General features: G+C 35.4%; 24 protein-coding genes. 16 read left to right on the top strand and 8 right to left on the bottom strand.

Annotated features, from left to right (window positions below; translation table 11 throughout):
- Window positions 1-119: 119 nt before the first annotated feature.
- Together uvrC and ACQV2O_RS02235 are read right to left on the bottom strand one after the other, a co-directional pair.
- Window positions 120-1,931, bottom strand: a complete 1,812-nt coding sequence (gene uvrC / locus ACQV2O_RS02240; RefSeq protein WP_428874873.1) for an excinuclease ABC subunit UvrC — start codon at window positions 1,929-1,931, stop codon at window positions 120-122.
- A 15-nt stretch (window positions 1,932-1,946) separates the two neighbouring features.
- A complete protein-coding gene (locus ACQV2O_RS02235; RefSeq protein WP_428873570.1) occupies window positions 1,947-2,270 on the bottom strand; it encodes a hypothetical protein in 324 nt (107 codons plus the stop codon).
- A 129-nt stretch (window positions 2,271-2,399) separates the two neighbouring features.
- Here ACQV2O_RS02235 and ACQV2O_RS02230 point away from each other — a divergent pair, with 129 nt between their 5' ends.
- From ACQV2O_RS02230 to map, 7 genes are all read left to right on the top strand, one after another.
- Window positions 2,400-4,103: a M3 family oligoendopeptidase gene (locus ACQV2O_RS02230; protein ID WP_428873571.1), complete on the top strand. Its 1,704-nt coding sequence runs from the start codon at window positions 2,400-2,402 to the stop codon at window positions 4,101-4,103.
- Window positions 4,104-4,128: 25 nt separating this feature from the next.
- Window positions 4,129-5,139 (top strand): Gfo/Idh/MocA family protein, encoded by a 1,011-nt coding sequence (locus ACQV2O_RS02225; RefSeq protein WP_428874872.1) that lies wholly within the window; start codon window positions 4,129-4,131, stop codon window positions 5,137-5,139.
- A 61-nt stretch (window positions 5,140-5,200) separates the two neighbouring features.
- Window positions 5,201-6,469 carry a DEAD/DEAH box helicase gene (locus ACQV2O_RS02220; protein WP_428873573.1) on the top strand — a complete coding sequence of 423 codons (1,269 nt, stop codon included), beginning with the start codon at window positions 5,201-5,203 and terminating at the stop codon, window positions 6,467-6,469.
- Window positions 6,470-6,566: 97 nt separating this feature from the next.
- The gene (locus ACQV2O_RS02215) at window positions 6,567-7,718 is read left to right on the top strand and encodes a glycosyltransferase family 4 protein (RefSeq protein ID WP_428874871.1); all 1,152 of its coding nucleotides are present in this window, start codon (window positions 6,567-6,569) and stop codon (window positions 7,716-7,718) included.
- Between the two features lie 109 nt (window positions 7,719-7,827).
- Entirely contained in the window at window positions 7,828-8,073 is a 246-nt protein-coding gene (locus ACQV2O_RS02210) for a GlsB/YeaQ/YmgE family stress response membrane protein (protein ID WP_428873575.1), read from the top strand.
- An 84-nt stretch (window positions 8,074-8,157) separates the two neighbouring features.
- Window positions 8,158-8,949: an acyl-ACP thioesterase domain-containing protein gene (locus tag ACQV2O_RS02205; protein WP_428874870.1), complete on the top strand. Its 792-nt coding sequence runs from the start codon at window positions 8,158-8,160 to the stop codon at window positions 8,947-8,949.
- A 45-nt stretch (window positions 8,950-8,994) separates the two neighbouring features.
- Entirely contained in the window at window positions 8,995-9,753 is a 759-nt protein-coding gene (gene map, locus ACQV2O_RS02200) for a type I methionyl aminopeptidase (RefSeq protein WP_428873577.1), read from the top strand.
- A gap of 620 nt (window positions 9,754-10,373) precedes the next feature.
- Here map and ACQV2O_RS02195 read toward each other — a convergent pair.
- The 4 genes from ACQV2O_RS02195 to ACQV2O_RS02180 are packed head-to-tail and all read right to left on the bottom strand — an operon-like array spanning window position 10,374 to window position 13,495.
- Window positions 10,374-11,486, bottom strand: a complete 1,113-nt coding sequence (locus tag ACQV2O_RS02195; RefSeq protein WP_428873578.1) for a glycosyltransferase family 4 protein — start codon at window positions 11,484-11,486, stop codon at window positions 10,374-10,376.
- 5 nt (window positions 11,487-11,491) lie between these two features.
- Window positions 11,492-11,764, bottom strand: a complete 273-nt coding sequence (locus tag ACQV2O_RS02190) for a hypothetical protein (RefSeq protein WP_428873579.1) — start codon at window positions 11,762-11,764, stop codon at window positions 11,492-11,494.
- Between the two features lie 24 nt (window positions 11,765-11,788).
- Window positions 11,789-13,030 (bottom strand): aminopeptidase, encoded by a 1,242-nt coding sequence (locus ACQV2O_RS02185; RefSeq protein ID WP_428873580.1) that lies wholly within the window; start codon window positions 13,028-13,030, stop codon window positions 11,789-11,791.
- Between the two features lie 15 nt (window positions 13,031-13,045).
- A complete protein-coding gene (locus tag ACQV2O_RS02180; RefSeq protein WP_428873581.1) occupies window positions 13,046-13,495 on the bottom strand; it encodes a flavodoxin in 450 nt (149 codons plus the stop codon).
- A gap of 195 nt (window positions 13,496-13,690) precedes the next feature.
- On the opposite strand from ACQV2O_RS02180, the gene galE reads away from it, so the two are divergent.
- From galE to ACQV2O_RS02135, 9 genes are all read left to right on the top strand, one after another.
- A complete protein-coding gene (gene galE / locus ACQV2O_RS02175; RefSeq protein WP_428873582.1) occupies window positions 13,691-14,701 on the top strand; it encodes a UDP-glucose 4-epimerase GalE in 1,011 nt (336 codons plus the stop codon).
- Between the two features lie 24 nt (window positions 14,702-14,725).
- Window positions 14,726-15,556 (top strand): hypothetical protein, encoded by an 831-nt coding sequence (locus tag ACQV2O_RS02170; RefSeq protein WP_428873583.1) that lies wholly within the window; start codon window positions 14,726-14,728, stop codon window positions 15,554-15,556.
- Between the two features lie 23 nt (window positions 15,557-15,579).
- Entirely contained in the window at window positions 15,580-16,755 is a 1,176-nt protein-coding gene (locus ACQV2O_RS02165; RefSeq protein ID WP_428874869.1) for a glycosyltransferase, read from the top strand.
- A 3-nt stretch (window positions 16,756-16,758) separates the two neighbouring features.
- Complete coding sequence (locus ACQV2O_RS02160) at window positions 16,759-18,171, top strand: lipopolysaccharide biosynthesis protein (RefSeq protein WP_428874868.1); 1,413 nt, start codon at window positions 16,759-16,761, stop codon at window positions 18,169-18,171.
- 35 nt (window positions 18,172-18,206) lie between these two features.
- A complete protein-coding gene (locus ACQV2O_RS02155) occupies window positions 18,207-19,508 on the top strand; it encodes an O-antigen ligase family protein (RefSeq protein ID WP_428873586.1) in 1,302 nt (433 codons plus the stop codon).
- Window positions 19,505-20,572 (top strand): hypothetical protein, encoded by a 1,068-nt coding sequence (locus ACQV2O_RS02150; protein WP_428873587.1) that lies wholly within the window; start codon window positions 19,505-19,507, stop codon window positions 20,570-20,572. The genes ACQV2O_RS02155 and ACQV2O_RS02150 overlap by 4 nt, the downstream gene beginning before the upstream one ends.
- A gap of 13 nt (window positions 20,573-20,585) precedes the next feature.
- The gene (locus ACQV2O_RS02145) at window positions 20,586-21,347 is read left to right on the top strand and encodes a glycosyltransferase family 2 protein (RefSeq protein WP_428874867.1); all 762 of its coding nucleotides are present in this window, start codon (window positions 20,586-20,588) and stop codon (window positions 21,345-21,347) included.
- A 48-nt stretch (window positions 21,348-21,395) separates the two neighbouring features.
- Window positions 21,396-22,718, top strand: a complete 1,323-nt coding sequence (locus ACQV2O_RS02140; protein ID WP_428874866.1) for a nucleotide sugar dehydrogenase — start codon at window positions 21,396-21,398, stop codon at window positions 22,716-22,718.
- A gap of 129 nt (window positions 22,719-22,847) precedes the next feature.
- The gene (locus tag ACQV2O_RS02135) at window positions 22,848-23,726 is read left to right on the top strand and encodes a M15 family metallopeptidase (protein ID WP_428874865.1); all 879 of its coding nucleotides are present in this window, start codon (window positions 22,848-22,850) and stop codon (window positions 23,724-23,726) included.
- A 158-nt stretch (window positions 23,727-23,884) separates the two neighbouring features.
- Here ACQV2O_RS02135 and ACQV2O_RS02130 read toward each other — a convergent pair whose 3' ends face one another.
- Both ACQV2O_RS02130 and ACQV2O_RS02125 read right to left on the bottom strand, forming a co-directional pair.
- Window positions 23,885-24,439: a chromate transporter gene (locus tag ACQV2O_RS02130; protein ID WP_428873591.1), complete on the bottom strand. Its 555-nt coding sequence runs from the start codon at window positions 24,437-24,439 to the stop codon at window positions 23,885-23,887.
- Window positions 24,440-24,443: 4 nt separating this feature from the next.
- A complete protein-coding gene (locus ACQV2O_RS02125; RefSeq protein ID WP_428873592.1) occupies window positions 24,444-24,995 on the bottom strand; it encodes a chromate transporter in 552 nt (183 codons plus the stop codon).
- Window positions 24,996-25,018: the final 23 nt, after the last annotated feature.

The raw sequence follows: 25,018 nt of genomic DNA, 5'->3' as shown, positions 1-25,018 counted from the left end.
TAGGTGATTAACCCTAATCAAACACCTCCATTAAATTCATTTCACACGAATTCAACGGAGGTGTTTTTATGTTTGTCTCACTATTCGGGGTCAGTGCCAATTATGCAAGGTTTTTCTTATCAGTTATTAGAATCATTAAGAAATTCGAGAATTCGTTTTGAGGTCGGACGGGAAATGCCCAATCTACGCAGAGTGTCTACATCAGATTCTTTAATTTTTTGTAATGATTTAAAGTGTTTTAAAAGTTTAGAGCGTGTAGCCGGGCCAACTCCTGGTATAGTATCTAAAATAGAAGCCACCTGACTCTTAGCACGTACTTTTCGGTGATAAGATATTGCATACCGATGAACTTCTTCTTGCACTCTTTGAATAAAGTGGAAGGCTTGGGAACGCGGATCAAGGTCGACTATCTTTTCAGTGTAACCTTCCAGTAAGGAGGCCGTCTTGTGTTTATCATTTTTAACCATACCGACTACGGGGATAGCTAATCCTAACTCATTTTCCAAGACATCTCTAGCGGCTCTTACTTGTATAATCCCTCCATCCATCAAAATTAAATCAGGTAATGGTTTATTTTCTTTGAGCAAGCGAGTGTAACGACGCCTGATTACTTCTTGAGAATGAGCAAATTCATTGGCTCCATCTCCACTCTTAATCTTAAATTTACGGTAATTTTTGCGATCTGGTTTACCCTCTTGATAAACAACCATCCCCGAGACCGTATGAACACCTTGGATATGTGAGTGGTCAAATGCTTCAATATGATTAGCCTGTTCAATTTGAAGGGCCTCTGCTAACTCTTCGATGGCGCCCAGCGTTTTACGTGTGCTAGCTTCAATTAAGCGGAATTTCTCATCTAAAGCTAATTTAGCATTTTTTTCACACAAATCGAGCATTGCCTTTTTCTTTCCTCTAAGAGGTGTTTGAACAGGAATTTCAAAGACTTCTTCTAAAACCTCTTGATCAACAGAAGCAGGGACTAAGATAGCTTTTGGAATAACATTATATTGCTCTTTATAGAAGCGAGCAATATAAGTTGTTAGTTCATGATCTGGTTCTTTTTCACCATAACTAGGAAAAAGAGCAGCTTTACGTTTAAGAATAGAACCCTGTCTTAACATAAAGGTTTGTATAGATATCCATCCCCTATCATAATAGAAATTAAAGACATCCATATTATCATAATCTTGACTCATAATAGCTTGTCTTTCAACGGTTGTCTCAATATATTCAATCTGATCGCGTAAATCAGCAGCTTGTTCAAATTCTAGCTTATCAGCTGCTTCAGACATCTTGCGCTTCAAGTCGTTTTTAATTGGACCGACTTCACCATTAAAGAAACGTTTAATCCGATTAATTTGCTTTTGGTAGGTTTCTTTTGAAACGGGATGATCACAACAACCAATACACTGTCCCAAATGGTAGTAAAAGCAAGCGCGCTTTTCATTTTTACCACAACGTCTTAGAGGATAAATTTTATGTAATAATTGTTGAGTGGCTGTAGCGGCTTGTACGTTTGGAAAAGGTCCAAAATAATGTCCGCCATCCTTAAGAACTCGATTGGTAATAATTAATTGAGGGTCCTTTTCATTAGTTATTTTTAAATAAGGATACATACTGCCATCTTTAAGTTTTATATTGTATTGCGGCTTGTATTGTTGAATCAAATTAATTTCAAGGATCAAAGCTTCTTTGTTAGAATTGGTAACAATTGTTTCAAAATGATGAATCTCAGAAACCAGTTTTGCTGTTTTACTGTCATGGGCTCCTCTGAAATAAGATCGCACGCGGTTTTTTAAGTTTTTAGCTTTACCCACATAAATAATTTTATCATTAGCATCTTTCATTAAGTAGCATCCGGGCAATTCAGGTAATAAAGGGAGTCTTTGTTCAATATTATGTCGTATTTCTTCAGGGCTTTCTTTAGGCAAGGATGGGTCTCCTTTCTAGAGTTTTTTTTGATTAGGGAGTTGTTGGATTACTTTTTCATATGAGCGGGGGACTCTTTTTTCAATAAGATATTTTTCAGTAATAAATTGCTTTTTATTGTTAAAGTGTCCGTATATAAGAATCTGATCTCCCACCATAACCTCATACATAAAAGTTAAAGCTTTACGGGCAATCAAAGCAGTAAATTCTTGGTTTATTAAGTCAATAGGATTTAATGGATGCTTGATTAGTTTCAATTTAAATAAGACCAATGTCGGATCACTGGCCTTAATTAATTTTTGATAAATGACGATCCCTTTATATTGAAATTTCTTAGTCATTTGGATGCTCCTTAAATTCACTTAGATATAGTATAGCAAAAGCAGTCAAAAAAGTTTATTTTTAAATCGTTTTCAGCATATTCACGCTGTGTTATAATAAAAATAATAAATAAAAAAGGATGTGGAAGCATGAAATTCAATGAATTCGAATATAAAAGACCAGATATGTCTCTTTTAAAACAGTCATTCCAACAGCAAATTGAGGGAATCAAAAAAGCTGAATCGGCTGAGGATGCACTTGCAGCGGTTAAGGCCATTCAAGACATTCAAAGAGATATTGAAACGAATTCAACATTAACTTCAATTCGTCATTCAGTGGATACCCGTGATCAATTCTATTCAGATGAAACGGATTTCTGGGATGAAAACTCACCCCTTATTAGTGAGTGGGAAAGTGACTATTATCGAGCTACACTTGGCTCACCTTATCGTAAAGAATTAGAAGAAGAACTACCTCACACTTTCTTTAAGTTAGCAGAAAATCATTTGAAAATCTTTTCTCCAGAAATTATACCGCTATTACAAAAGGAAAATCGTTTGGTATCAGAGTATGGTAAGTTAAAAGCTTCTGCTGAAATTGAGTATAAAGGTGAAATTTATAACTTATCAAGTATTGGCGCCTTTACTCAAGATGCTGATCGAAAAGTACGTAAAGAAACTTCTGAGTTAATTACTGATTGGTATTTAGAACGCCAAGATGAGTTTGATCGTATTTATGATCAATTAGTTAAAACGCGTCACGAAATTGCAACAAAGCTAGGTTTTAAAGATTTTGTTGAAGTGGGTTATGCGCGTATGGCACGTTTAGACTATGACCGTAAGGACGTTGAAGTCTATCGCAAAGAAGTGCAAAAACATGTCGTACCTTTAGCTGAGAAACTATTTGAACGTCAGCGTGAACGTCTAGGTTTGGATAAGCTAGCCTTTTATGACTTAGGTCTAACTTTCCCTACAGGCAATGCCAAACCTGAAGGAAGTCCAGAAGAGATTGTTGCTAAAGGTGTTGAAATGTACCATGAATTATCACCAGAAACAGGTGAGTTCATTGACTTATTAATTGAATACGATGTTTTAGATTTAGAGTCTAAACCAGGTAAAGATACAGGTGGTTATTGTACGTATCTACCAAATTACAAGACGCCTTATATCTTTGCCAACTTTAATGGTACATCACACGACGTTGAAGTATTGACTCACGAGGCAGGCCATGCCTTCCAAGTTTATAATTCAAGATGGATTCAAACCCCTGAAGCTGTATGGCCAACTTTAGAGTCTTGTGAGATTCATTCAATGTCAATGGAATTTTTAACTTGGCCATGGATGAAAAACTTCTTTGGTGATAGCATTGAGAAGTTTAAGTATCAACATTTAGCTGGAGCTGTTCAATTTATTCCTTATGGTGTTTGTGTGGACCACTTCCAACATGAAGTATATGAAAATCCAAACATGACACCAGAAGAACGTCGTCAAACTTGGAGAAAATTAGAAAAAATTTACAACCCTTGGATTGATTACCAAGGCAATGAGTTCTATGAAAATGGAGGCTGGTGGTTCAAACAATTGCACATCTTCACTATGCCTTTCTATTATATTGATTATACTTTGGCTCAAGTATGTGCTTTCCAATTCTGGAAACGTAGCCAAGTAGATCATGATCCAAAAGCTTGGGAAGATTATTTGAATATTTGTAAGGTTGGGGGAACTCAGACTTTCACAGAAATTATTGCAACAGGGAACTTGAAGTCACCATTTGAACCTGGCAATCTTGCGGATACTTTAGCAAGTATAGAGGCCTACCTCGACCAAGTCGATGAAGAAACTTTAAGAAAATAATGGTGATCCTAAAGGAGCGTTTGTCATGTTGAACTATGCGACGATCGGTAGCTCATGGATTACTGAGCAAATGATGAATGCGGCTCGGTTAACACAGCGTTACCATCTCACAGCGGTTTATTCACGTTATCTTGACTCGGCTAAACAGCTTGCACAAAAACATGATGCCGATTATTTTACCAATGAATTAAATAATATTCTCTATGATCCTAAAATCGAAGTGATTTATATCGCTAGTCCTAACTCCTTTCATTTTCAGCAGGCTATCCAAGCTGTAAAAGCAAAAAAGCATGTAATTATTGAAAAACCTATGGTAACCTCCTCGGCTCAATGGCATGAGCTCTATTCACTCGCTGACGAAGTCGGAGTTTATGTATTTGAAGCGGCAATGCACTATCATAGTCGAAATTATAGTCGTTTGAAGCCTTTAATTAAACATAAAATGAAAGAGTTGGACAGTTCTTTATATGGTGCTAACTTTAATATGGGACAATACTCTTCTCGCTATGAAACTTACTTAGAATCCAAAGAAAAGGGTTGGCAAGTTCCGAATGTTTTTAATGCTGATTTTCATGGTGGTTCCTTGATGGATTTAGGTGTCTATCCTTTATACATAGCGCTCGACTTATTTGGTCTTCCTGAATCTGTTTACTATCATGCGATAGATGATGGACGACAAGTTGATTTGTTTGGTACAGTCATTTTAAAGTATGCTCAAACACAAGTTTCAATCTTTTTGTCCAAGACTGTTCATTCTTTGATGCCGAGTGAAATTTATATTGGCCAAGAAACTTTTATCATTAATGATATCTCACGCTTAACCAAGGTGAGTTTAGTTAACACAGAGGGTAAGAAGGCCCAAATCATAGATTATTTACCAGCTAATCCAATGTTTGATGAGTTATTAAGCTTTTCAGATATGATCCTTGAAGAAAAAACAATTCATCAAGAAATATTGTATGAGAACTGGAGACAATTATCCTTGCAAGTGGTTCAAGTTCTTGAGTTATTACGTCAGTCAGCTAAACTATTATAAGACCCTTGAACGGTTAGAAGTCAATGACTTTTAGCCGTTCTTTCATGAAGAAGGAGATTGTATGAAGGAATTATCAAATACACAATTAAAAAAACACTGGCAAGAAAAACATTTTTCCGAGGCAACACCTATTCAAAAACAAGTCTATCCCTACCTTAAAAATGAAGAGCCGGTTGTAGCTATTTCGCCAACTGGTACGGGAAAAACACTGGCCTATTTGCTTCCTATCCTAGAAAAGATTGAAGTAAACCAACATCTACAAGCCATCATATTTGCCCCTACTCAAGAATTAGCTCAGCAGATTTTTTTAGTGGTGGATGAATGGAGCCGATTACTTGGAATGACTTCTATGAGTATTGTTGGCGGTGCTAATGTCAAAAGACAAATTGAAAAATTAAAAAATAAACCGGAGCTTATTGTGGCAACTCCTGGACGTTTTAATGAGTTACTAAAGCAAACATCTAAACTGAAGGTTCACACGGTTAAATGGATTGTCTATGATGAAGCAGACTATCTTTTTTCAAAAGGTGAGCAGCAAATAGCAGACATTGAAATGATTGAGAAACGCCTCATGAGAGATATTAAACGCTATTATTTTTCAGCTACTAAAAGTAAAGATTTTCTTGATTATTTACAAGCAAAAAATTATGAATATGATCGTTTAGAAATTTCAATGCATTCAGCCAATATGCAAACTGAACATTTGTACCTAGAAGTTAACAATCGACAAAAAACAAATATGTTAAAACGTTTGGCTCAAATTGAAAGCATGCAAGCGATTGTCTTTTTTGATCAAATTAGTGAGTTAGAAAGAGCTGCTGCAAAAATGATTTTTGAAAATTTATCCATATCTGTACTTCATAGTCAATTAACCAATCGAGAAAGACAAATGGCCTTAGAACAGTTTAGACAGCAAAAAACAATCTATTTATTAACGACGGATTTAGCTTCTAGAGGACTTGATATAGAAGGAATACCTTATGTTATTCATTATCATCCAGCACGAGATGTGCGGACTTATTATCATCGTTCAGGAAGAACTGGACGCATGGGGAATGAGGGATGTGCTATTTCACTGGTCAATCAACAAGAAGCTATAGACCTAAAAAATATGCTTGATGACAGTAGTATTCACTTAGAAGAAAGAGTGCTTTATGATCGTAAATTATTAAATGAATGGCCTGAGGAGGAAGAAATAAAACGGTCTAGTAAACGAATAACCAAGAGTAAATCACATCCAAAAAAACCAAAAACAGCAGTCAAAGCTAAAAAGAAAAATCGTAAGCGTAATACTAAAAACATTGGGAAACCGCGCAAAAGGGAAAAATAAAAGCTTTACCTAAATTTTACAATAAATTTACAGTATCTTTTTATCATTGAGTTATAATAATTATTAAGATAGGACATTAAGGTAAAGGAGAAGTGAAATGAGAATTTTAATAGCAACAGAAACATTTGTACCTGCTACAGATGGTATCTGTACACGCCTTGCTCATATGACAGTTGCTATGAAGGACTTGGGTCATGAAATAATTGTCGTATCACCTGATTTAGGAATTACTGAGTATAAGGGTGTAGAGGTGATACCGATGGATTCTTTTAACTTTCCTTTATACAAATCACGTCCTTGGGGTTTACCTTCTCGCAAAATGAAAACAATTATTCAAAATTTTAAACCTGATATTATTCATGCAGTCAATCCATTTTTCATGGTAACTTCTGCTGTTAAATATGCTAAGCAATTGGGAATTCCTTTATTAGCTTCCTACCATACACACTTGCCTGATTATCTTGATTCCTATAATTTACCGCTCTTGAAACCAATTCTATGGGATTATATTCGCTTTTGGCATAATGACGCTGATTTAAATGTTACTGTTTCAGAAAGTTTAAAAGTAGAATTAATCCAACAGGGGATAGCTGCTGAAGGAGTTATGCCGCGTGGTATTGACCTTAAAAAGAGGCATCCTAAGTTTTTTGATCAGAATTTATATAACAAATGGACTTTTGGATTAGATAATCAAAAACTACTAGTCTATGTTGGACGACTTGCTGCTGAAAAAGATTTAGATCATTTATTACCAATCCTTTCTTACCGAGAGGATATCTGTTTAGCAATTGTTGGGGATGGTCCAGAGCGCCAACATTTAGAAGAATTATTTACAGGCACAAAAACGACCTTCACTGGCTTTTTAACTGGAGAAGACTTGTCTAAGGCATATGCAACAGGAGACGCCTTTATATTCCCATCTGTTTCAGAAACTTTTGGCTTAGTTATTTCAGAATCGATGGCTTCAGGAGTTCCGGTAATCGCTGCTGAAAATGGTCCTACCCTAGAACAAATTACTCCCAACCAAACAGGAATGATTTATCAATCAGGGAATATAAAGTCATTAATGGAAGCTTTAAAGATTTTAGATAATCCTTTAAAGCTTAAGAAAATGGGGTTAAGAGCCCGTCGAGAAGCTGAAAAATATTCATGGAAAAACGCCACCAGCATGCTGTTAAATTATTATGAAGAAACAATTCATCTTAGTTCTCAAAAACTCTCACATCTTAGTAAATTAGTAAATCAATAAAAGAGCAGCTCATCAAACGCTTAATAGGGTAAGGACAAAACAAAGGATTCGCAAAATGTAGTAATTTGTTATATAATTTATATAGAAATGAAAGAAAGAAGGTATAATTATGGGACTTATTATGACTTTAATTGTTGGAGGAATCATTGGATGGTTAGCAGGTATGGTTCTAGGTAAAGATATTCCTGGGGGAGTTATTGGAAATATCATTGCTGGTATCATCGGTTCATGGATAGGTGGTCAATTCTTCTCTAATTTTGGCCCTGTAGTATCTGGCATTGCTATTTTCCCATCATTAATTGGAGCGATTATTCTGATTGCAGTAGTATCCTTTGTCTTAAAGAAAACAAGATAAGTTGATTAGCTTAACACTTAGGCGGGTTCATTGAACCTGCCTTTTTTCTTTATTTACTGATATTCTTATTTGGGAGGAAATGACATGGTGGAAAAACTGACGTCTTATACTCAAACATTTAAAATAAATACTGATTGGTTTATCGATCCAGAAAATAAAAGTAATAATTTTACTAAACTATTAGAAGCTGTTCTGGAAACTTCCACAAGGCATGATCAAGTTAATCAATTTGATCAAACTGACTCTATTTTGGGGCAGGATGAAAGTTGGGTAATTACGCAAAACATCTGCATGATCAATCAACTGCCTCAATATGGTGATACGATTGAAGTTCAGACTAAGATTATTCAGGCCAACCGATTTTTATTAGAGCGGTGGTTCGAGATAAGGTCTAAAGATCATCTTTTGTTAGAATGTCAGATGCAATTCGCGGTGATTAATTTAAAAACTAGGAAAATGGGCCGTATTGCTCATAAAAAGTTAGAAGAATTACAACTTATTGACCACCAACAAGAGGTTAAGAAAATAAAGCTTAATTTTCCTGACGATATAACTCTTTGGAAAGAAAAAGACCAAGCTATAACAAATCAAGATATTGATTTTAATCATCATGTCAATAATCTTGTTTATATAAATTGGTCCATTGGTAGTCTTCCTTCTTGGTTACAAAATAATTATGACATAAAAAACTTAGCGATTAAGTATGGTCGAGAGTTGCTTAGAGAGCATCAAGTTAAAATTCTTACAGAGGCTAATGTCAAAATAGAGACTCAAACTGATGCTAAAAAAATAATAACTTATCAAACTATTTATAATGCTACTAATCAGCAAGAAGCGGCTCGGATTGAAATCGAATGGCTGGAAAAAGAGCTGTAATTCGTTATAATAGATTCGATAATGAAATTAGAAAGAAGGCTATTAATGATCACACTTAAATCTGAAAGAGAAATTCAAGCCATGAAAGAATCAGGAAAAATCCTTTCTGATATTCATGTAGCATTACGGGATTTTATAAAAGCGGGGCTAACTACTAAACAAATCGATCAATTTGTTCAAAATAAAATTGAAGCAGCTGGAGCTGTCGCTGCCCAAATCGGCTACGAAGGTTATAAATTTGCTACTTGCACCAGTGTTAATGACGAGATATGTCACGGTTTCCCATCTAATCGTAGCTTAAAAGCTGGTGATATAATAAAGGTAGACTTCTGTGTAGATTTTAATGGAGCTATCTCTGATTCTTGTTGGTGTTATGCGGTAGGTAAAATTAGTCCAGAGCATAAGCGATTAATGGAGGTTACCAAGGAAGCATTATATCGCGGGATTGAACAAGCTAGACCTGGGAATCGTATAGGGGATATTGGACATGCTATTCAAACATATGTGGAAAAAGAGGGCTTTGGTGTAGTTCGCGACTTTATTGGTCACGGTATTGGTCCTACTATCCATGAAGAACCAGCTGTTCCTCACTATGGTATAAAAGGCAAGGGACTTCGATTAAAAGAAGGCATGACAATTACCATTGAACCAATGGTAACCACAGGAGATTGGAAAATGAAGATGGATGCCAACGGTTGGACGGCCAGAACCCGAGACGGAGGATACTGTGCCCAGTACGAGCATTCATTAGCTATTGGACCAGACGGACCTATTTTATTGACTCAACAGGAAAATGAAATATAATTTAATTGTTTAAAAATAAAAACAAGGGGTTGGAACAAAAGCCCTGAATAATTAAAGAAAGTTCGGTAAACGGTATAATCGTTAATCGGACTTTTTCTTTAACAATATAAACATAGAAAGCGTTTCCTAATATAATAGTAGGAAACACAAAACTATTTAGGAGGGGCTTTCTATGTAGCAACAGTGTATTATGAATTAAACTTGCTTTCCTTTGAGAAGATCCAATACTAAGCGAGCTCTACGAGGAGCAATTCGAACAGATTCCAGAAGCAAATATTCGCCCACTTGAACTTGCCGATGGGCGACCTATTTATCATCCTCGTGTCTTACTTAAAGTATTGTTATTTGCTTGTTCTAAAGGCAATTTTTCAGGCCGTCGTCTCAAAAAGTATCACCGAAAAACTGCCTAGGATTTTATTCCTCGTAAAGAAAAACACACCACTTGTCAAGCGACATCAACGGTCGCAATAGCTTTTCTAAGACCGATGTCGAGCGAATATTTATGGCCAATAATCTACGTCAATACGCAAAGTAACTTTCCAATCTGGGCTCGCTGTAAATTTTGAGGCAGGGCTGAGCAGCCCTTTTGTTCCAGCCCCTTGTTTTTATGATTGAAGCCTTTAGGAAATAATTGATTGATAGAGTTTTTCATAGCGGCTAATTATTTCATCCCATTTGAAGGGGTTGATTGCTTCTAAAGCATCTTGAGACAAACGTTCATAATGGTTTAAAATATAAAGAATTGCTTGATCGAAAGCTGTTTGATCAAATCGATCTACAGAAACGCCTACATGGTAATTTTTAAAAAATGAATCGAATCCTTCGTTTTGAGTATAGATTACTGGCAAACCTTGACTCATTGCTTCTGGATAGACTAATCCAAAGGTTTCAGGGAAAGATAGTAGGGCGAAAAGATCCATTGAACGATATAAACTGACCATTTCAGCTTTGTTTAAAGCGCCGTGGTAGGTAATATGATCCATTGCTTGCAATTGCTTGAGAATTTTAGCATCCCAATTGGGACCAGCAATATGTAACTCCGCTGCTTGGTATTTTTTTGAAAAGTGTTCGATCATTTTAGCTAATTCAACAAAACGTTTACCAGAAGATACTTTACCAGCGGTTACAATACGCAGTGGCTGATGACAAATAAATTTCTTTTCATTGAAGCGATTGTTATGCCAATAATCATCAATGCCGTTAGCAATGACCTGGCTTTTACCTTTAAGATTATCCAATTCTTTAGTGGGTATAAAGCGATTAAAAACCTGTTGGTAAGTATTTTGTGAAATAAAGATAATCTGCTTGGCATCGCGCAGAATATCTAAGCCCACATTTCGCATCCATGGCATTTTTTCAAAAAAAGTATGTAGGTCCGCATTGCGTACAGCAACAATATAGGGGACATGATATTTAAGATAAACTTGTCTAGCTAACCAACCATTTGAAAAGAGTGAGTGTGCATGAGTAAGATCAAAGCTATCTAAACTGTATGATTCTTTTAAATCTTGCCAAATCTTATGGTGTTTAAGTGGAAAAAACCAGCGCATCCATTGATCGTGATTTCTAGATAGATTTAAGTAATCTCCACTAGCTGCTACTCTTTCTTGAGGGAATTGATGCGAAATGGGGACATAAACTTTTAATTTATGTCCCTGCTTTACTTGACGATCATAGACTTGTTTAAATAAACCAGAAGTTGAGAAATAGGAATTAATATGTAAAATATCCATATTATCTACTCTTGCCCTTCTTCGATTAGGGCTTCTAATGAAGAAAGTCGATTTTCTAAATCTTCAACTTTTTGATTCATGGCAGCTTGACTGCCTTCATATTCTTTCGTTGTTGGAATAGAGAAAGCTTTTACAGACAGATAAACAAGTAAGAAGAAAATAATGATGCCGATGATTAGAAGCGGCCAACCGGTTCGGTCTACCCGTCGATCTATTTCTTCAATGTGTTTGGTTATTTCTTCTTCAAAATTTGTGTTAAAGTTTGAAGGGGTTACCATCCTTAACACCTCCTTCTAAAGTGATTAAAATGCCCATTCACCTTTACGGAAGATCGGGGTAACAGTACCATCTACTGAGATTCCATCAACATTCATTTCCGCATTTCCTACCATAAAGTCCACGTGAACATTCGAGCGATTAAGTCCCACTTCCTCTAGCTCTTTTTGGCTCATTTTAGCACCATTTTTTACAGAAGTAGCGTAGGCTTGTCCTAATGCGATGTGGTTAGAAGCATTTTCGTCAAATAGAGTATTGAAGAAGATAATGCCTGATTGAGAAATTGGTGATTGATGCGGAACAAGCGCTACTTCACCTAAGGAATCAGAACCCTCATTTTCTTCTACCAGTTGACGTAAGGTTTCTTCACCTTCTTTGGCTGATACTTCGGTAACTTTACCGTCTTTGAAAGTGAATTTCATTTCATCAATTATAGTTCCACCATAAGCTAATGGTTTAGAAGAAGAAATATAGCCCTCTGCACGTCTTGAATCTGGAGCTGTAAAGACTTCTTCTGTAGGCATGTTAGCAATAAAGACTTCGCCTTTTTCATTAAGTGATCCGGCACTTTCCCAGACATGGTTTTTAGGTAAGCCGACAGTGAAATCAGTTCCAGGTCCTGTATAATGCAACTGATCGAATTGTTGTTCATTAAGGAAGCGTGCTTTTTCGCTAAGACGTTCTTCATGTTCATCCCAAGCTTTAATTGGGTCTTCTTCATAAATACGTGTTGTTTTAAAAATTTGATCCCATAAAGCGTCTACTTGTTCTTCAGAAGTTTTTAGTTCAGGGAAAACAAGAGCAGCCCACTCTTTACCTGCACCTGCAACAACTAACCATGAAACAAGATTTGATTGTGTCGCAATACGTACATCTTTCATAGCTTGAGAAGAAGCACGGTTTGCTGCGTTTATTTTTGCAGGATCAATTCCTTTAAGAACATTTGGATCACTTGAACGTAGTGAGATACGTTTAGCTCTTTTTTCTACAAAGTAATTGCCTTCATCAATTATAAATTGCGGAATATCGGTCAGTGTTTCTTCAGATTGATGGGTAAAATGAAGACGAGTTAATGTATCGTCTGCCCAATTTACTTTAACAAACTTAGCACCTGCTTTGTAAGCAGCTTCAGTCACTAAGCGAACTAATGGGGCTTGATCAAGATCAGCGAAAATTAAAATATAATCTTCTTTACTAACTGCAATTCCTTTATTGACGATTAAGTTTGCATATTTTTCAAGAAGTTGATCAAAATTTTTTAAAGTCATAGTATACCTCTTTCCTTATTGATTTAATTTTTCAGCAATACCATCAGCTAAAGCTTGAAGACGTTCAATATCCTCACCTTCGGCATTTAAGTTAATTTTACATGATGGGCCACCAGCTTGAGCGCCTACTTTTAAAAATTGTTTTTCAAAGTGATCGACAGCACCACAAAAGACTTCATAGTAAGTATCGCCTGAACCAAAAACACCAAAGACTTTATCTGATAGATCTAATTCACCCAAATCATCGTAAAAATCTAGCATTTCGTCTGGTAGTACTCCATCGACTCCGTAAGTATAAGAACCGATTAATACAGCATCATATTCTAAAAAGTCTTCTGCATCTGCTTGCATGACTTCAACCACATCAGTAGTGATACCGTGAGCTTCAAGACGCTCAGCAATAATATCAGCCATTTCTTCGGTATTTCCAGTAAGACTTGCAAAAATGATTAATGCCTCTGCCATTATATTCCCCCTTAAGGTTAAGTTGTTTTAAACCTTGTGTTATTATATCAAACTTCATAGCAATTGTGGACCTCAATTCCTATTAGGTTAAGAAGTAGGAGTAAATTTAGGAAGAAATTATGAAGAATGAATCTAGCTAGATTTGTTATGCTATAATTAATCAGAATATAAATAAGCTAAGGATGGAGGCTATATATGTCAATCTTAGTTACAGGTGGAACTGGATATATCGGCAGTCATACAGTTATTGAACTATTAAACAATGATCAAGAAGTAATCGTTGTCGATAATTTTTCAAATTCAAAACCAGAGGTTTTAAATCGTATTCATACAATTACTGGTAAAAACGTTACTTTTTATCAAACTAACATTGAAGATAAACAGGCAATGGCTCAAATTTTTAAAAATCATCCTGTTGATTTAGTCATTCATTTTGCTGGCTATAAGGCTGTTGGTGAATCTGTTGAAAAACCTTTAAAGTATTATCATAATAATCTTAGTGGTACAATTACCTTGCTCGAAGTCATGCAGGAAAACCAAGTCAAAAATATTATTTTCTCATCTTCAGCAACTGTTTATGGTGAGGCACATAAAGCGCCATTTGATGAATCAATGCCGACGGGTGAGGCTAGTAATCCTTATGGTTATACAAAATTAGTCTTAGAAAAAATATTGCAAGACTTATCGTATTCTGATTCTGAGTGGTCGGTGACTTTATTACGTTATTTTAATCCTATTGGAGCACATCATTCTGGCTTGATTGGTGAAGATCCTCAGGGAATTCCTAATAATTTAATGCCATATATTACTCAAGTAGCAATCGGTAAGCGCCGTGAATTGCAAGTGTTTGGTAATGATTATCCAACACACGATGGAACAGGTGTGCGTGATTATATTCATGTAGTAGATCTTGCACAAGGTCATCAAAAAGCGATTAGCCACAATCTAAAAAATAAAGGTGTCGCAATATTTAATCTGGGGACCGGTCAAGGTTATTCTGTCCTAGATTTAATTAGGGCATTTGAAAAAGCCAATCAAGTCCAAATACCTTATCAAATCGTGGATCGTCGTCCAGGGGATATCGCGATTGCCTATGCCAATCCTGAAAGGGCTAATCAAGAGTTGAATTGGAAGGCTCAAAAAAACTTATATGCCATGTGTTTAGATTCATGGAATTGGCAGAAAAAAAATCCTGAAGGATTTTAATGATAAATTGAACGGAGGAAGCATATGTTTCCAGAACAGAAATCAGACAAACGTCCTTTTTTTTCAAAAAGACTTTTGGTCTTTTTTCTTGTAATGATTCTTTTAGTTTTTTCTACTTTTCTCTTTTTTGGCTATCTGGATGATTTGAAAAATTCTTTCCAAGGCACCTTTGTCCATAATCCTTCTGAATGGCAATACTATACTATTGGACAAGAATTACTAGAAAAAAAAGATAGGTCTTTTGAAGACTTAGCAAAAGATGGCATCGAGCTCTTAGTTTTGAGCTATGATTACAGTCAAGCAGGCCGAATTGGGGAGAAAAGAATTAAAGAAATAACTTATTATTTATGGGATTTTAATCAAGAAAAGATAGTCCAAGTCAACATCGATCCACAATTAGATTTATTTATATCAGATACTAAAATGTCAAAAACAATCAGAGAATATGGTTTAAAGCAAGGAGAGTTAGCTTTAGTTGAACAATTGACGCAATCATATAATTTGCCCATTGATTTTTTAATTGTCTTAGATCTTGATAGGTTAGAAGAAGTTGCTAAAAAGAACTCTAATGGAGTATTATTCAAAAATATTAACAATGATGATCGGCAAGAACAAAAGACAAGTCAAATTATGGCTGACAATTTAATGGATTATCATCACTTTTTAAAACTAGCCAAAGAATTAAATCAAACGGATTACCTGGTAAAAAGTAACATTGGTTTTAACCATTTTTTAAAATTTACTCTCTACTATAATCTTCAAAAGGGTCAAAAAACTGAAACATTTGACCTATCTAGCACACAAACAAGAAGTGAAAGAGAAAGATTACTAGAATCCCTAAATTTTAATCAGTAGAAAGTCGTATAAGGAGGAAGCTTTTGCAAAAAATTAGAATCCTACATCTAATGTCATCTTTTGGAGGAGGCATTTCTACATTTATTCACAATTTAGCTAAAGAAGCTAGCAATCAAGAGATGGTTTTTGATGTAGCTACCTACAGTCAAGTTCCTGACTATTTTAAACAGACGATTGAAGAGACGGGTGGTCAGATTTATTTTCTGAATAACCCCAAAAAAACTTCTTGGCAATCCTTTAAGAATAGTTTTGCTAAAGCTTTTCAAGAGAATGCCTACCAAGTAGTTTATAGTCATATTGCAGGTTACCGTTCAGTCATTTATTATTATTTAGCCCATCAATTCCAAAAGGATACGCCCTTTGATTTCTATATTCATGGGCATTACCGTTATGACAAAAATCCAGCTTTAAAAAATAAATTGATGCAAGTTTTTGATGCGCAAGTCAATAGAAGATTGTCTCGTTTACCGATTGGATGTTCTCAACTTTCAATAGAAGAATTGTTTGCTTTGAAAGTTGGAGAATCCTCTGTGGTTATTCCAAATAGCATAGAGCCCAATGATTTCTTTATCGATTTTGAAAAGAAGCGAACAAGTCGTAAATATTGGCTAAGCAAATTCACTAAGAAAAGCAAACAAAGTCTAATAATTGGACAAGTGGGGCGTTTAACGGCAATTAAAAATCATCCTTTGACCTTAGAAGTCATAGCTTATAGTAAAAAGCAGCATCATCCCTTGCGTTTAGTGATTGCTGGTGAGGGGGAAGATCGGGATTTTTTAGAAAAAGAGGTAGAAAAAAAAGAAATTGATGCCCAAGTTTTCTTTGCTGGCAGAATTAGTCCGATTGCTAATTTATTAGCCGGTATCGATTTATTAATTATGCCCTCTTTTTCTGAAGGTTTTGGCACGGTAGCCATTGAAGCTCAAGCGGTAGGCATTCCCGTGCTTGCCAGCGATCAAATAAGTCAAGAAGTAGACTTGGGCTTGGGGTTGATTCAATTTTTATCTTTAAATTGTGAACCTAAAGAATGGTATCAAAGGCTGATTGAATTTTATCATCAAAGTTCAACTAAAATTCCCACTGATGAAGAACGATTTAGAAGTATACAAGCTAAGTCCCTTACTAATGAAGCTGCAGCCAAGCTGTATCGCCAGGTGTTAGATCATCAAGTGAGCCATTTTCGGATAGATTCGAGGTAATATATGAAACATTTTATGAAAAGATTAACAGGGTTTTCCTTAGGACCGATTATTGGTGCATTAATTTCACTGATTCAAATCCGCATTTTGACTCAGTTGTTAGTAGCAGACCAATATGGGGTTTCAGGATTGTATCGAAACTTAATCTTAAACATTCCTAATTTTCTTTATATTGGTCTCGATCAGGCTTTTTCTCGTGAATTTCATCAAGCTGCATCTAAAAAACACCTTTTTCAACAAGCAATTATTATCCCGATCGGGATGGGAATCCTTCTATCATTTGTTATGCTTGTTTTTAATCAGACCATTGCGAATTGGTTGTTTAGTGATCCTAACGCAGGCTATATTGTGATTTGGAGTACAATTTTACTTATTTCAATGATTATTGAACGCTTCGTACTCATTTCTATTCGTATGCAAGAAAAAGCAAAAGAATATTCTGGCTTTACCATTTTATTAAAGAGTTTAATTTTTGCAGTTTCCTTGTCTATAATTGCTTTGGGCATTCGCGATTTTCGTGTAGTGGTTTTTGGAATGATTTTTGGTCAACTTATAGGGGATAGTTTTCTTTTCTTACGTTATAGAGATTTGTTATCGTGGAATGATTTTGTTGTTGACTATGATCTCATAAAAAAATTATTATCTTTTGGTTTTCCGCTTATGATTGCAATGTCTCTCAATTCGGTGCTCAATACAATTGATAGCTTAATGCTTCGGTCTTTTTCTACCAAAAAAGAATTAGGGTTTTATGCTGCAGGCATCGCGATTGTCAATATGATTGGTATTTTAAAGACAGCATTTGCAACCTTTTGGGTTCCTACTGCCTATCGATGGCATGATGAAGGCAAGTCAATGAAGCATTATAAATTTATTTCAGACGCTGTTCTTTTTGTTTTAACGGGTATCTTTTTTGGGATTCTTGTATTTCGCCCCTTGATTATGATGATTTTAGGCGAGGACTATCGTTCTGTTCAGTATATTCTTGGCTTGCTCTGTTTTCCTCATATTATGTATACACTTTCTGAAACAACGACACTGGGAATTGTTTTTTCACGCAAGACCTATTTTAATACATTGGTTTCTTTATTGGCTTTGATTCCTAGTTTTTTTATTAATCTCTGGCTCACTCCAAGATGGGGAGCTTTAGGAGCAGCCACCGCGTCATCCGGAGCCTACATCATGTTTTATCTAGCTAGAACTTATTTTTCAAGTCGGACAGGCTTTTATTTCAAACAAAGTAAACATCTCATGTCCATTTGTTTAATGTTTATTGCTGCCTTCGTTAACACTAGTGATTATGCTTATCGTTTGTCTGTAACATTTGGCTTAGCTTTGGTCTGTCTCATTATTCAGTTTTCGACCATCCAAGATGGTTATCAAATCTGGCGTAATCCTGAGAAATGGGATTTTAATTAATTGTTCGAAAAGAAAGAGTAAGAAAGGAGTGGCCCATGTTTCTATATTGTTTACTTTTAGTTACGAGTGTTTTTTTAGGTTCGCAAATTTTAGCCGTTGAAACGCCAATTGCTCAAATTACCCTTTACCGAATTCTTGCTCTTTTTTCTGTTCTGATTCTTGCTTGGCAAATTTTACAAAAAGATCGAAAGCTTTTATTGGTGTTACCCTCTGCTTCAACACGTATGCTTTTTTGTTTTTTAGCTTGGTGGTTAATTGCTTTAACAACAGGTCTTTGGGCTGAAAATTTTAAAGATTGGCTGCAAGTTTCATTTTTAATGACGGTTGGCATGGCATCAATTGTGGCTATTTATTTTTGGGTGGGTACTAAAAGACAGTGGTTTCGTCTGGCTCAAGCCATGTGGGGGATGATGACTGCCTTAGTATTTTGGGGCTATATCGAAATTATCGGTAATATCTATGTATTTGCAGATATGACCAAATTGGATAAATATGGAACTTTTGATTCCCAACCCTGGACTCGGATTCCAATCACCTTTTTTGCCAATCAAAATGACTATGCTACTTTACTTTTAGCGTATGTCACCCTCTGTATGGTTCTATACTATTACAGTCAAAGATATTGGCAAAGGATGTTCTTACTATTAATGTTTGCATTAACAACATTTTTAATCTACCAAACTAGCTCAAGAATGTCCTTAATATGTTTAATTCTTTTTATCGGCTTACAACTAGTTCGCAACTTCAAGTTGGATCTTTTCCAAGGGAAAAGACTTTATATAATGACCGCCTTTATTATTTTTATGATGTTAATTCCACCTATACGTGAAAAAGTTTTTGAAGTGATTTTTCTAGGTGGTCCACAAGCAGGCTTATCTGGTGATACTAAGCGAATGAATATCTGGCGAAATGGTTTACTTTATTTGACCCAAACTTTTGGCTTAGGGGTAGGATCGGGGAATATCGAGCATTGGGCTAAAGTAAGACCTATCTGGCCAACTAATGAAATAACCAATATGCATAATTGGTGGCTTGAAATTTTAGTTTCTAACGGCATTCTTTCACTGTTACTTTATTTATGGGCATACATTGGAATGATAAGACGGTTGGAGTTTGTTGCTAGAGTGGGGAGAAAGACCTCTGTTTTACAAAGCAATATTTCTTTTGTATTCTATAGTTTTTTAATTATTTTTATTCTAGCAAGTATTACTAGTGCAAATAATATGTTGATTGAATGGCACTGGGTATTTTTTGCTTTAATTATAAGTTGGGTAAAAATAATCGATACAAAAGAACAAACGCAGGATTTTAAAAGTAAAAGGAGTTTAGGAATATGAGCTTAGCTACAGTTTTTCACGAGTTATACCGCTTTATTAAAAATAATTTTAGAAGAATTATGTTTGGATCAGTTATTATCTCATTATTAGTTGTAGGAGGAAGGTATGTCGTCAACCGCTTAATAAATAGTGATAAAATTGAATCATATAATTATCTAGCCCATGCCTATCAACAAGACCCAGCTTCATTCCAAGTGATTGTTACAATGGAAGATGGCAGTCTATTTTCAACTGCGGCTGTCTTTGATGACTATTTTGCGACACCAACTATTATTAAACAAATTGAAGCAGAAACTGGTATCGAGTTTGGAAAATGGCTTCAAGCAGAAAAAAAACTTGAAATGTATAAGACCAACACTTTTCGAGGTGGGCTTGCAGGAATTCGAGATGCCGCTTCAAATGTTATTACTTTAAGATTTTTGGTGGGGAATAATGCTGAAGAAAACTTAAAGATAGCCGAAGCATATGCTGAATTATTAGAAAAACAAAAGCTACCTTTCCTCGGGAAAAATACTGTCTCAATCATTCGGTCACCAGAAATTGGAGAAATGATTCCAATTGATTTGATCGAAGAAGTTCCTAGTAGGGAAACTTTGACCCCATTTCAAACTAAAGAGGCTAAAGGAAGTATTATCTATGGCTTATTGGGTCTCTTTTTAGGCGCTATTTTATCGATAGCTTGGAGCATGATTGCACATTATCGAAGACATAAAATAGGCTATGCTTTTGATTATACTTGGGGAATTAATGATCTGCATTTTATTTATAACCGTCAAGATAATCGAGAAGTCTTAGAAAAATTAATTCGAACTCCTAGTGATAGTCAGCGAGTAATCCTTAGACAACAAAAGCATCAAGAAGTGAATGTTCAAGAACTAATCTCTCCTGAAGGAAACACCTACGGAGTGCAAGCGACTAACTTAGCAAGTCTTGATGCAAACTTTTCACCAAATGAAATTGTTATCGTCTTAGACGCTAATATTACCGATAAAAAGTGGTATAATGACCAACGCCAATTGGCAGAGCTTTATCAAGCAAGAATCAAGATAATTCAGATTATTTAAGGAGAATTGTGAGATGAATTCAAAATCAGGATTGGTGTCGATAATAACCCCTGTTTATAACGCAGAAAGATTCTTAAAAAAAACCATCGAGAGCGTGCTTAATCAGAGTTATCAGAATTGGGAGTGGTTGTTAGTCGATGATTGCTCAAATGATATTAGTGTGAGAATAATTCAAGAATTTGCACAAGAAGATAGCCGTATTCAATTGGTTAATTTATCAAAAAACTCTGGTGCCGCAGTGGCAAGAAACAAGGGGCTTGAATTGGCTAGAGGTAGATATATTTCATTTATTGATAGTGATGATGTTTGGGAATATTGTAAGTTGGAGAAACAATTAGCATTTATGCAAGAAAAGGCGCTATCTTTTACTTATACAAATTTTTCCTTAATAGATGAAAGTGGAGAAACCCTTAAAGAAACAGTAGATTTACCAGAACGTTTAGATTATAATGGCCTTCTAAAAAACACAGCCATTGCTTGCTCTACAGTAATGATTGATCGTGAAAAAATAGGAGACTTTAGAATGCCTTTAGTGCGGAAAGGACAAGACACAGCAACTTGGCTAATGTTAATGCGTGAACGAAAAATTGAAGCTTATGCTTTAAATGAAGTGCTTAATCACTATCGTCAAGTTTCTGGTTCTATTTCCTCCAACAAGCTTTCAGCTCTTAAGCGAACATGGTACACTTATCGCCATTTAGAAAAATTACCACTATATCAGTGCATATATTATTATAGTCATTATGTTTTTCAGGCAATTAAAAGGCGGTTATAATTTAACAAGCAATTATATAAGATAGCTAAATAAGGTTAGGAGACAAAAATGAATATATATCAAAATTTAATTGAAGGTAAAACAAAGTTAGCAGTTGTAGGTTTAGGGTATGTGGGTATGCCGATTGCCATAGAATTTGCTAAGCACATTGAAACAATTGGCTATGACAACAATGTTCATAAAGTGGAGCAATATTTACAGGGTATCGATCCAACTCTAGAGGTTGGAGATGAAGCAGTCAAGAATACAAATTTAGCTTTCACCTACGACCAAAGTAGGCTAAAAGAAGCGAACTTTATTATTGTTGCGGTTCCAACGCCTATCAATCAAGATAAGACACCTAATTTAGATCCGGTTATTTCAGCCACAAGAACCGTAGGTAAAAACATGTCTAAAGGGACTTTAGTTGCTTATGAGTCAACGGTTTATCCTGGGGTTACTGAGGAAATGTGTATTGAAGAACTTGAAGAAAGTTCAGGATTAGTGCATGGTGTTGATTTTTGGGTAGGTTATTCACCTGAAAGAATTAATCCAGGAGATAAGGTCTATACTTTACCAAAAATTAAAAAGATCGTTTCTGCTACAACTGCTGATGCTTTAGATACAATGGCTAAAGTATATGAACTAGTAATTGAAGCGGGTGTTCATCGTGCACCAAGTATTAAAGTTGCTGAAGCCGCTAAAGTTGTTGAAAATAGTCAAAGAGATATTAACATTGCATTTATGAATGAGTTAGCTCTCGTTTTTGATCGAATGGAAATTGATTCGCAAGATGTTATTGATGCCATGAATACCAAATGGAATGCTTTAGGTTTCACACCAGGACTAGTGGGAGGACACTGTATTGGTGTAGATCCTTACTACTTTGTTTACGAGGCAGAAAACTTGGGCTATCATAGTCAGATTATTCTTTCTGGTCGCCAAATAAATGATCAAATGGGAGATTTTATTGGTGATAAGTTGATTAAGCTCATGGTTAAGGCGGGTAAAAAAGTAACAGACTCTAAAGTAGTTATTTTGGGTCTAACTTTTAAAGAGCATACACCAGATACGCGCAACTCAAAAGTTGCCGATATTATCAATTATTTAAGGACTTTCGATATTGAGCCTGTTGTAGTAGATCCTTGGGCTGAATCAAGTGATGCCAAAGCAGAATATGATGTTGATTTAACAGCGTTCGATCAAGTTCAGGATGCGGATGCTGTTATCTTTGCAGTAGCTCATCAGGAATTTCGAGAACTAAATAATACAAGCATCGAAAAATTGTTTAATGCAAAATTATCACCTAAAGAAAGAGTTCTTATAGATGTCAAAAGCATACTGGATGCTGATTATTTTAAGGAAGCTGGCTATACTTTTTGGCGCTTATAATAATAGCTGGCTCTCAAGCACTTTATCGAACAGGATAAATAGTTTGAGAGTTTCCTTAAGTAGTTTGCGTATCAGAATGTTTATTATTGGAACACTTGATCCTTTGAAAACAAATATGAGGTGATAAAAATGAGTATTAAGAAAATTTTCTTAATATTTTTACTTCTACTTATTTTTCCTTTTGACAAAGCGGTGGCTTTAGCTAAATACAATTTACCAGAATTGAGTCAGATTGATGCGATAAAATCAAATGCTAGTGTTGATGAATTAATTGATTCAATTCCTGCTGAGGGAAATTTAAATGATCCCAATTTACTTTTGGTGAATCCAAGCAACCCAATCAACAATCAAATTGAAGTTGATTTAGTTACTTCAATTGAAGGAATTCCATATGCTGCTAACATTGAAGAAAAACTTAGTCAGCTGTTACAAGCAGGTTTGGAGGATGGTTATCTATTTACAATTATTTCAGGATACCGTTCGACAAATCAGCAAGCAGGGTTAGAAAGTTCTAGAAAACAGTCTTTAATGGCGGTCGGTTATAGTGAATCAGAAGCGAGATATTTAACCAATTTATATACAGCACCAGCAAATGCCACAGAGCATATGACTGGGCTCGCTATTGATATATTAGGTCAAGATTGGACCAGCATAGGAGGAGGCTTAACTGAAAATTATAGCGAAACGGCATCGGCCCAATGGTTAGTAGAAAATGCAGCCAATTTTGGGTTTATTTTAAGATACCCTCAAAATAAGACAGAAATGACTACTTTTAATTTTGAACCTTGGCATTATCGCTATGTAGGTCAACTAAATGCGCAATTTATGATGGAACATGGACTTACTCTTGAAGAGTACCTAGCCCTTATTGAAGAACGTGACCGGCGTAAAAAAATTGAAAAAGTAAAACAAGCGGCTGAAAATCAAGCGGTTGATGAAGCAAAAAGGTGGTTAGAAGAACAAAAGAAAACGATTGATAAACTGTTTTATAACTCATCAACTGATTAAATGACAAAGAGCTTGTGACCGAAGTTAGCTAAAACACCGTCCTTAACACTGTTAAACAGCGTTAAGGACGGTGTTTTAGTTTTATTAAATAAACAAAGAGTTGCCTACCTTCTGTTTAATATAACCCTAAAAAGGACAAATGAGTAACAACTAATTTTTTAAAATGCATGATAAATCAAATTAACAATCCCTGCAGAAATCATAATCACGATGGGGTTAGCTTTAAACTTATTAAGTAATAGCATGGCTATAATAAAAATTACCAACATTAACCAATTAGGGTCCATCCAAACAACAGTCTCTTTTTGCCAAATAGCATTCACAAAAATTGATAAGCCCGAACTAGCTATTAAGGCAATCACTATAGGCCTAAGGATAAAAAGGGTATCTTGCATTAAACTTAGTTTTTGAAAACGCTGATAAAGATAGGCTAAAAAAGTCACGATAATTATCGATGGTAAGGTACAGCCGATAGTAGCAACTATTGCACCACTGACACCACCGATTTGAGTACCAATAAAAGTAGAGGCATTAATAGCAATTGGACCAGGTGTCATTTGTGAGATTGTAATTAGATGACCAAATTCTTCTAAAGATAGCCAATGCTCTTGGTGAACAACCAAGTCTTCAATCAAAGGCAAAGCAGCATAGCCACCACCAAAAGAAAGTAAGCCAATATTTAAAAAAGTAAGAAATAGTTCCCAATAAATCAAGTAATCACCTCTTCAAATAAGAATAAATAAAGCCACCACATAAAGAAATAAGAATTAACCATGAAATCGGGAAGTTAAAATAACTAACTAAAATGAGTGCGCTTATAAAAATGAGAATTAGATACTTTTCTTTTTGTTTAACAAGATCTTTGATCATGGTATAAACAACAGAAACAATTACCGCTGCTACTCCCGCTTGCATTCCTTCTAACATCCAAGCCACCCATTGATTTTCAATAAAGACCTGATAAAAATGTGCAATGATAGAGATAATTGCAAAAGGAGGAAGGATAGTGGCAAAAACAGTGGTGAGAACACCGAGCCATCCTGCTAATTGATAACCTACAATCACCGCGGCATTAATAGCGATTGCCCCTGGAGAAGATTGAGCGATTGCGATTAAATCGAGCATTTGATTTTCTTCAAACCAATGATAGTCATCAACAAATTGCTTTTTCATAAGACTTACAATTACATAACCTCCACCAAAGGTAAAAGCACTTAATAGAAAAGTCACTCTAAACAATTTGATATAAAATTTCAAATTTTTTTGCAAAAAATCACTCCTACAAGGAACTT

The sequence above is a fragment of the Facklamia sp. P13055 genome (genome assembly GCF_050409445.1).
Classification (GTDB): domain Bacteria; phylum Bacillota; class Bacilli; order Lactobacillales; family Aerococcaceae; genus Facklamia.
Note: the sequence above shows the minus strand (reverse complement) of the source record. Positions and strands in the feature narration are given on the sequence as shown.

Excerpts from the sequence above, each read along its gene's own strand:
- ACQV2O_RS02150 (WP_428873587.1), top strand. The coding sequence starts at position 19,505 with ATGAGCTTAGCTACAGTTTTTCACGAGTTATACCGCTTTATTAAAAAT.
- ACQV2O_RS02140 (WP_428874866.1), top strand. The coding sequence starts at position 21,396 with ATGAATATATATCAAAATTTAATTGAAGGTAAAACAAAGTTAGCAGTT.
- ACQV2O_RS02190 (WP_428873579.1), bottom strand. The coding sequence starts at position 11,764 with ATGGTAACCCCTTCAAACTTTAACACAAATTTTGAAGAAGAAATAACC.
- ACQV2O_RS02170 (WP_428873583.1), top strand. The coding sequence starts at position 14,726 with ATGTTTCCAGAACAGAAATCAGACAAACGTCCTTTTTTTTCAAAAAGA.
- ACQV2O_RS02155 (WP_428873586.1), top strand. The coding sequence starts at position 18,207 with ATGTTTCTATATTGTTTACTTTTAGTTACGAGTGTTTTTTTAGGTTCG.
- ACQV2O_RS02225 (WP_428874872.1), top strand. The coding sequence starts at position 4,129 with ATGTTGAACTATGCGACGATCGGTAGCTCATGGATTACTGAGCAAATG.
- ACQV2O_RS02215 (WP_428874871.1), top strand. The coding sequence starts at position 6,567 with ATGAGAATTTTAATAGCAACAGAAACATTTGTACCTGCTACAGATGGT.
- galE (WP_428873582.1), top strand. The coding sequence starts at position 13,691 with ATGTCAATCTTAGTTACAGGTGGAACTGGATATATCGGCAGTCATACA.
- ACQV2O_RS02185 (WP_428873580.1), bottom strand. The coding sequence starts at position 13,030 with ATGACTTTAAAAAATTTTGATCAACTTCTTGAAAAATATGCAAACTTA.
- map (WP_428873577.1), top strand. The coding sequence starts at position 8,995 with ATGATCACACTTAAATCTGAAAGAGAAATTCAAGCCATGAAAGAATCA.
- ACQV2O_RS02205 (WP_428874870.1), top strand. The coding sequence starts at position 8,158 with ATGGTGGAAAAACTGACGTCTTATACTCAAACATTTAAAATAAATACT.
- ACQV2O_RS02230 (WP_428873571.1), top strand. The coding sequence starts at position 2,400 with ATGAAATTCAATGAATTCGAATATAAAAGACCAGATATGTCTCTTTTA.
- ACQV2O_RS02160 (WP_428874868.1), top strand. The coding sequence starts at position 16,759 with ATGAAACATTTTATGAAAAGATTAACAGGGTTTTCCTTAGGACCGATT.
- ACQV2O_RS02135 (WP_428874865.1), top strand. The coding sequence starts at position 22,848 with ATGAGTATTAAGAAAATTTTCTTAATATTTTTACTTCTACTTATTTTT.
- ACQV2O_RS02235 (WP_428873570.1), bottom strand. The coding sequence starts at position 2,270 with ATGACTAAGAAATTTCAATATAAAGGGATCGTCATTTATCAAAAATTA.
- ACQV2O_RS02195 (WP_428873578.1), bottom strand. The coding sequence starts at position 11,486 with ATGGATATTTTACATATTAATTCCTATTTCTCAACTTCTGGTTTATTT.
- ACQV2O_RS02210 (WP_428873575.1), top strand. The coding sequence starts at position 7,828 with ATGGGACTTATTATGACTTTAATTGTTGGAGGAATCATTGGATGGTTA.
- ACQV2O_RS02145 (WP_428874867.1), top strand. The coding sequence starts at position 20,586 with ATGAATTCAAAATCAGGATTGGTGTCGATAATAACCCCTGTTTATAAC.
- ACQV2O_RS02180 (WP_428873581.1), bottom strand. The coding sequence starts at position 13,495 with ATGGCAGAGGCATTAATCATTTTTGCAAGTCTTACTGGAAATACCGAA.
- ACQV2O_RS02220 (WP_428873573.1), top strand. The coding sequence starts at position 5,201 with ATGAAGGAATTATCAAATACACAATTAAAAAAACACTGGCAAGAAAAA.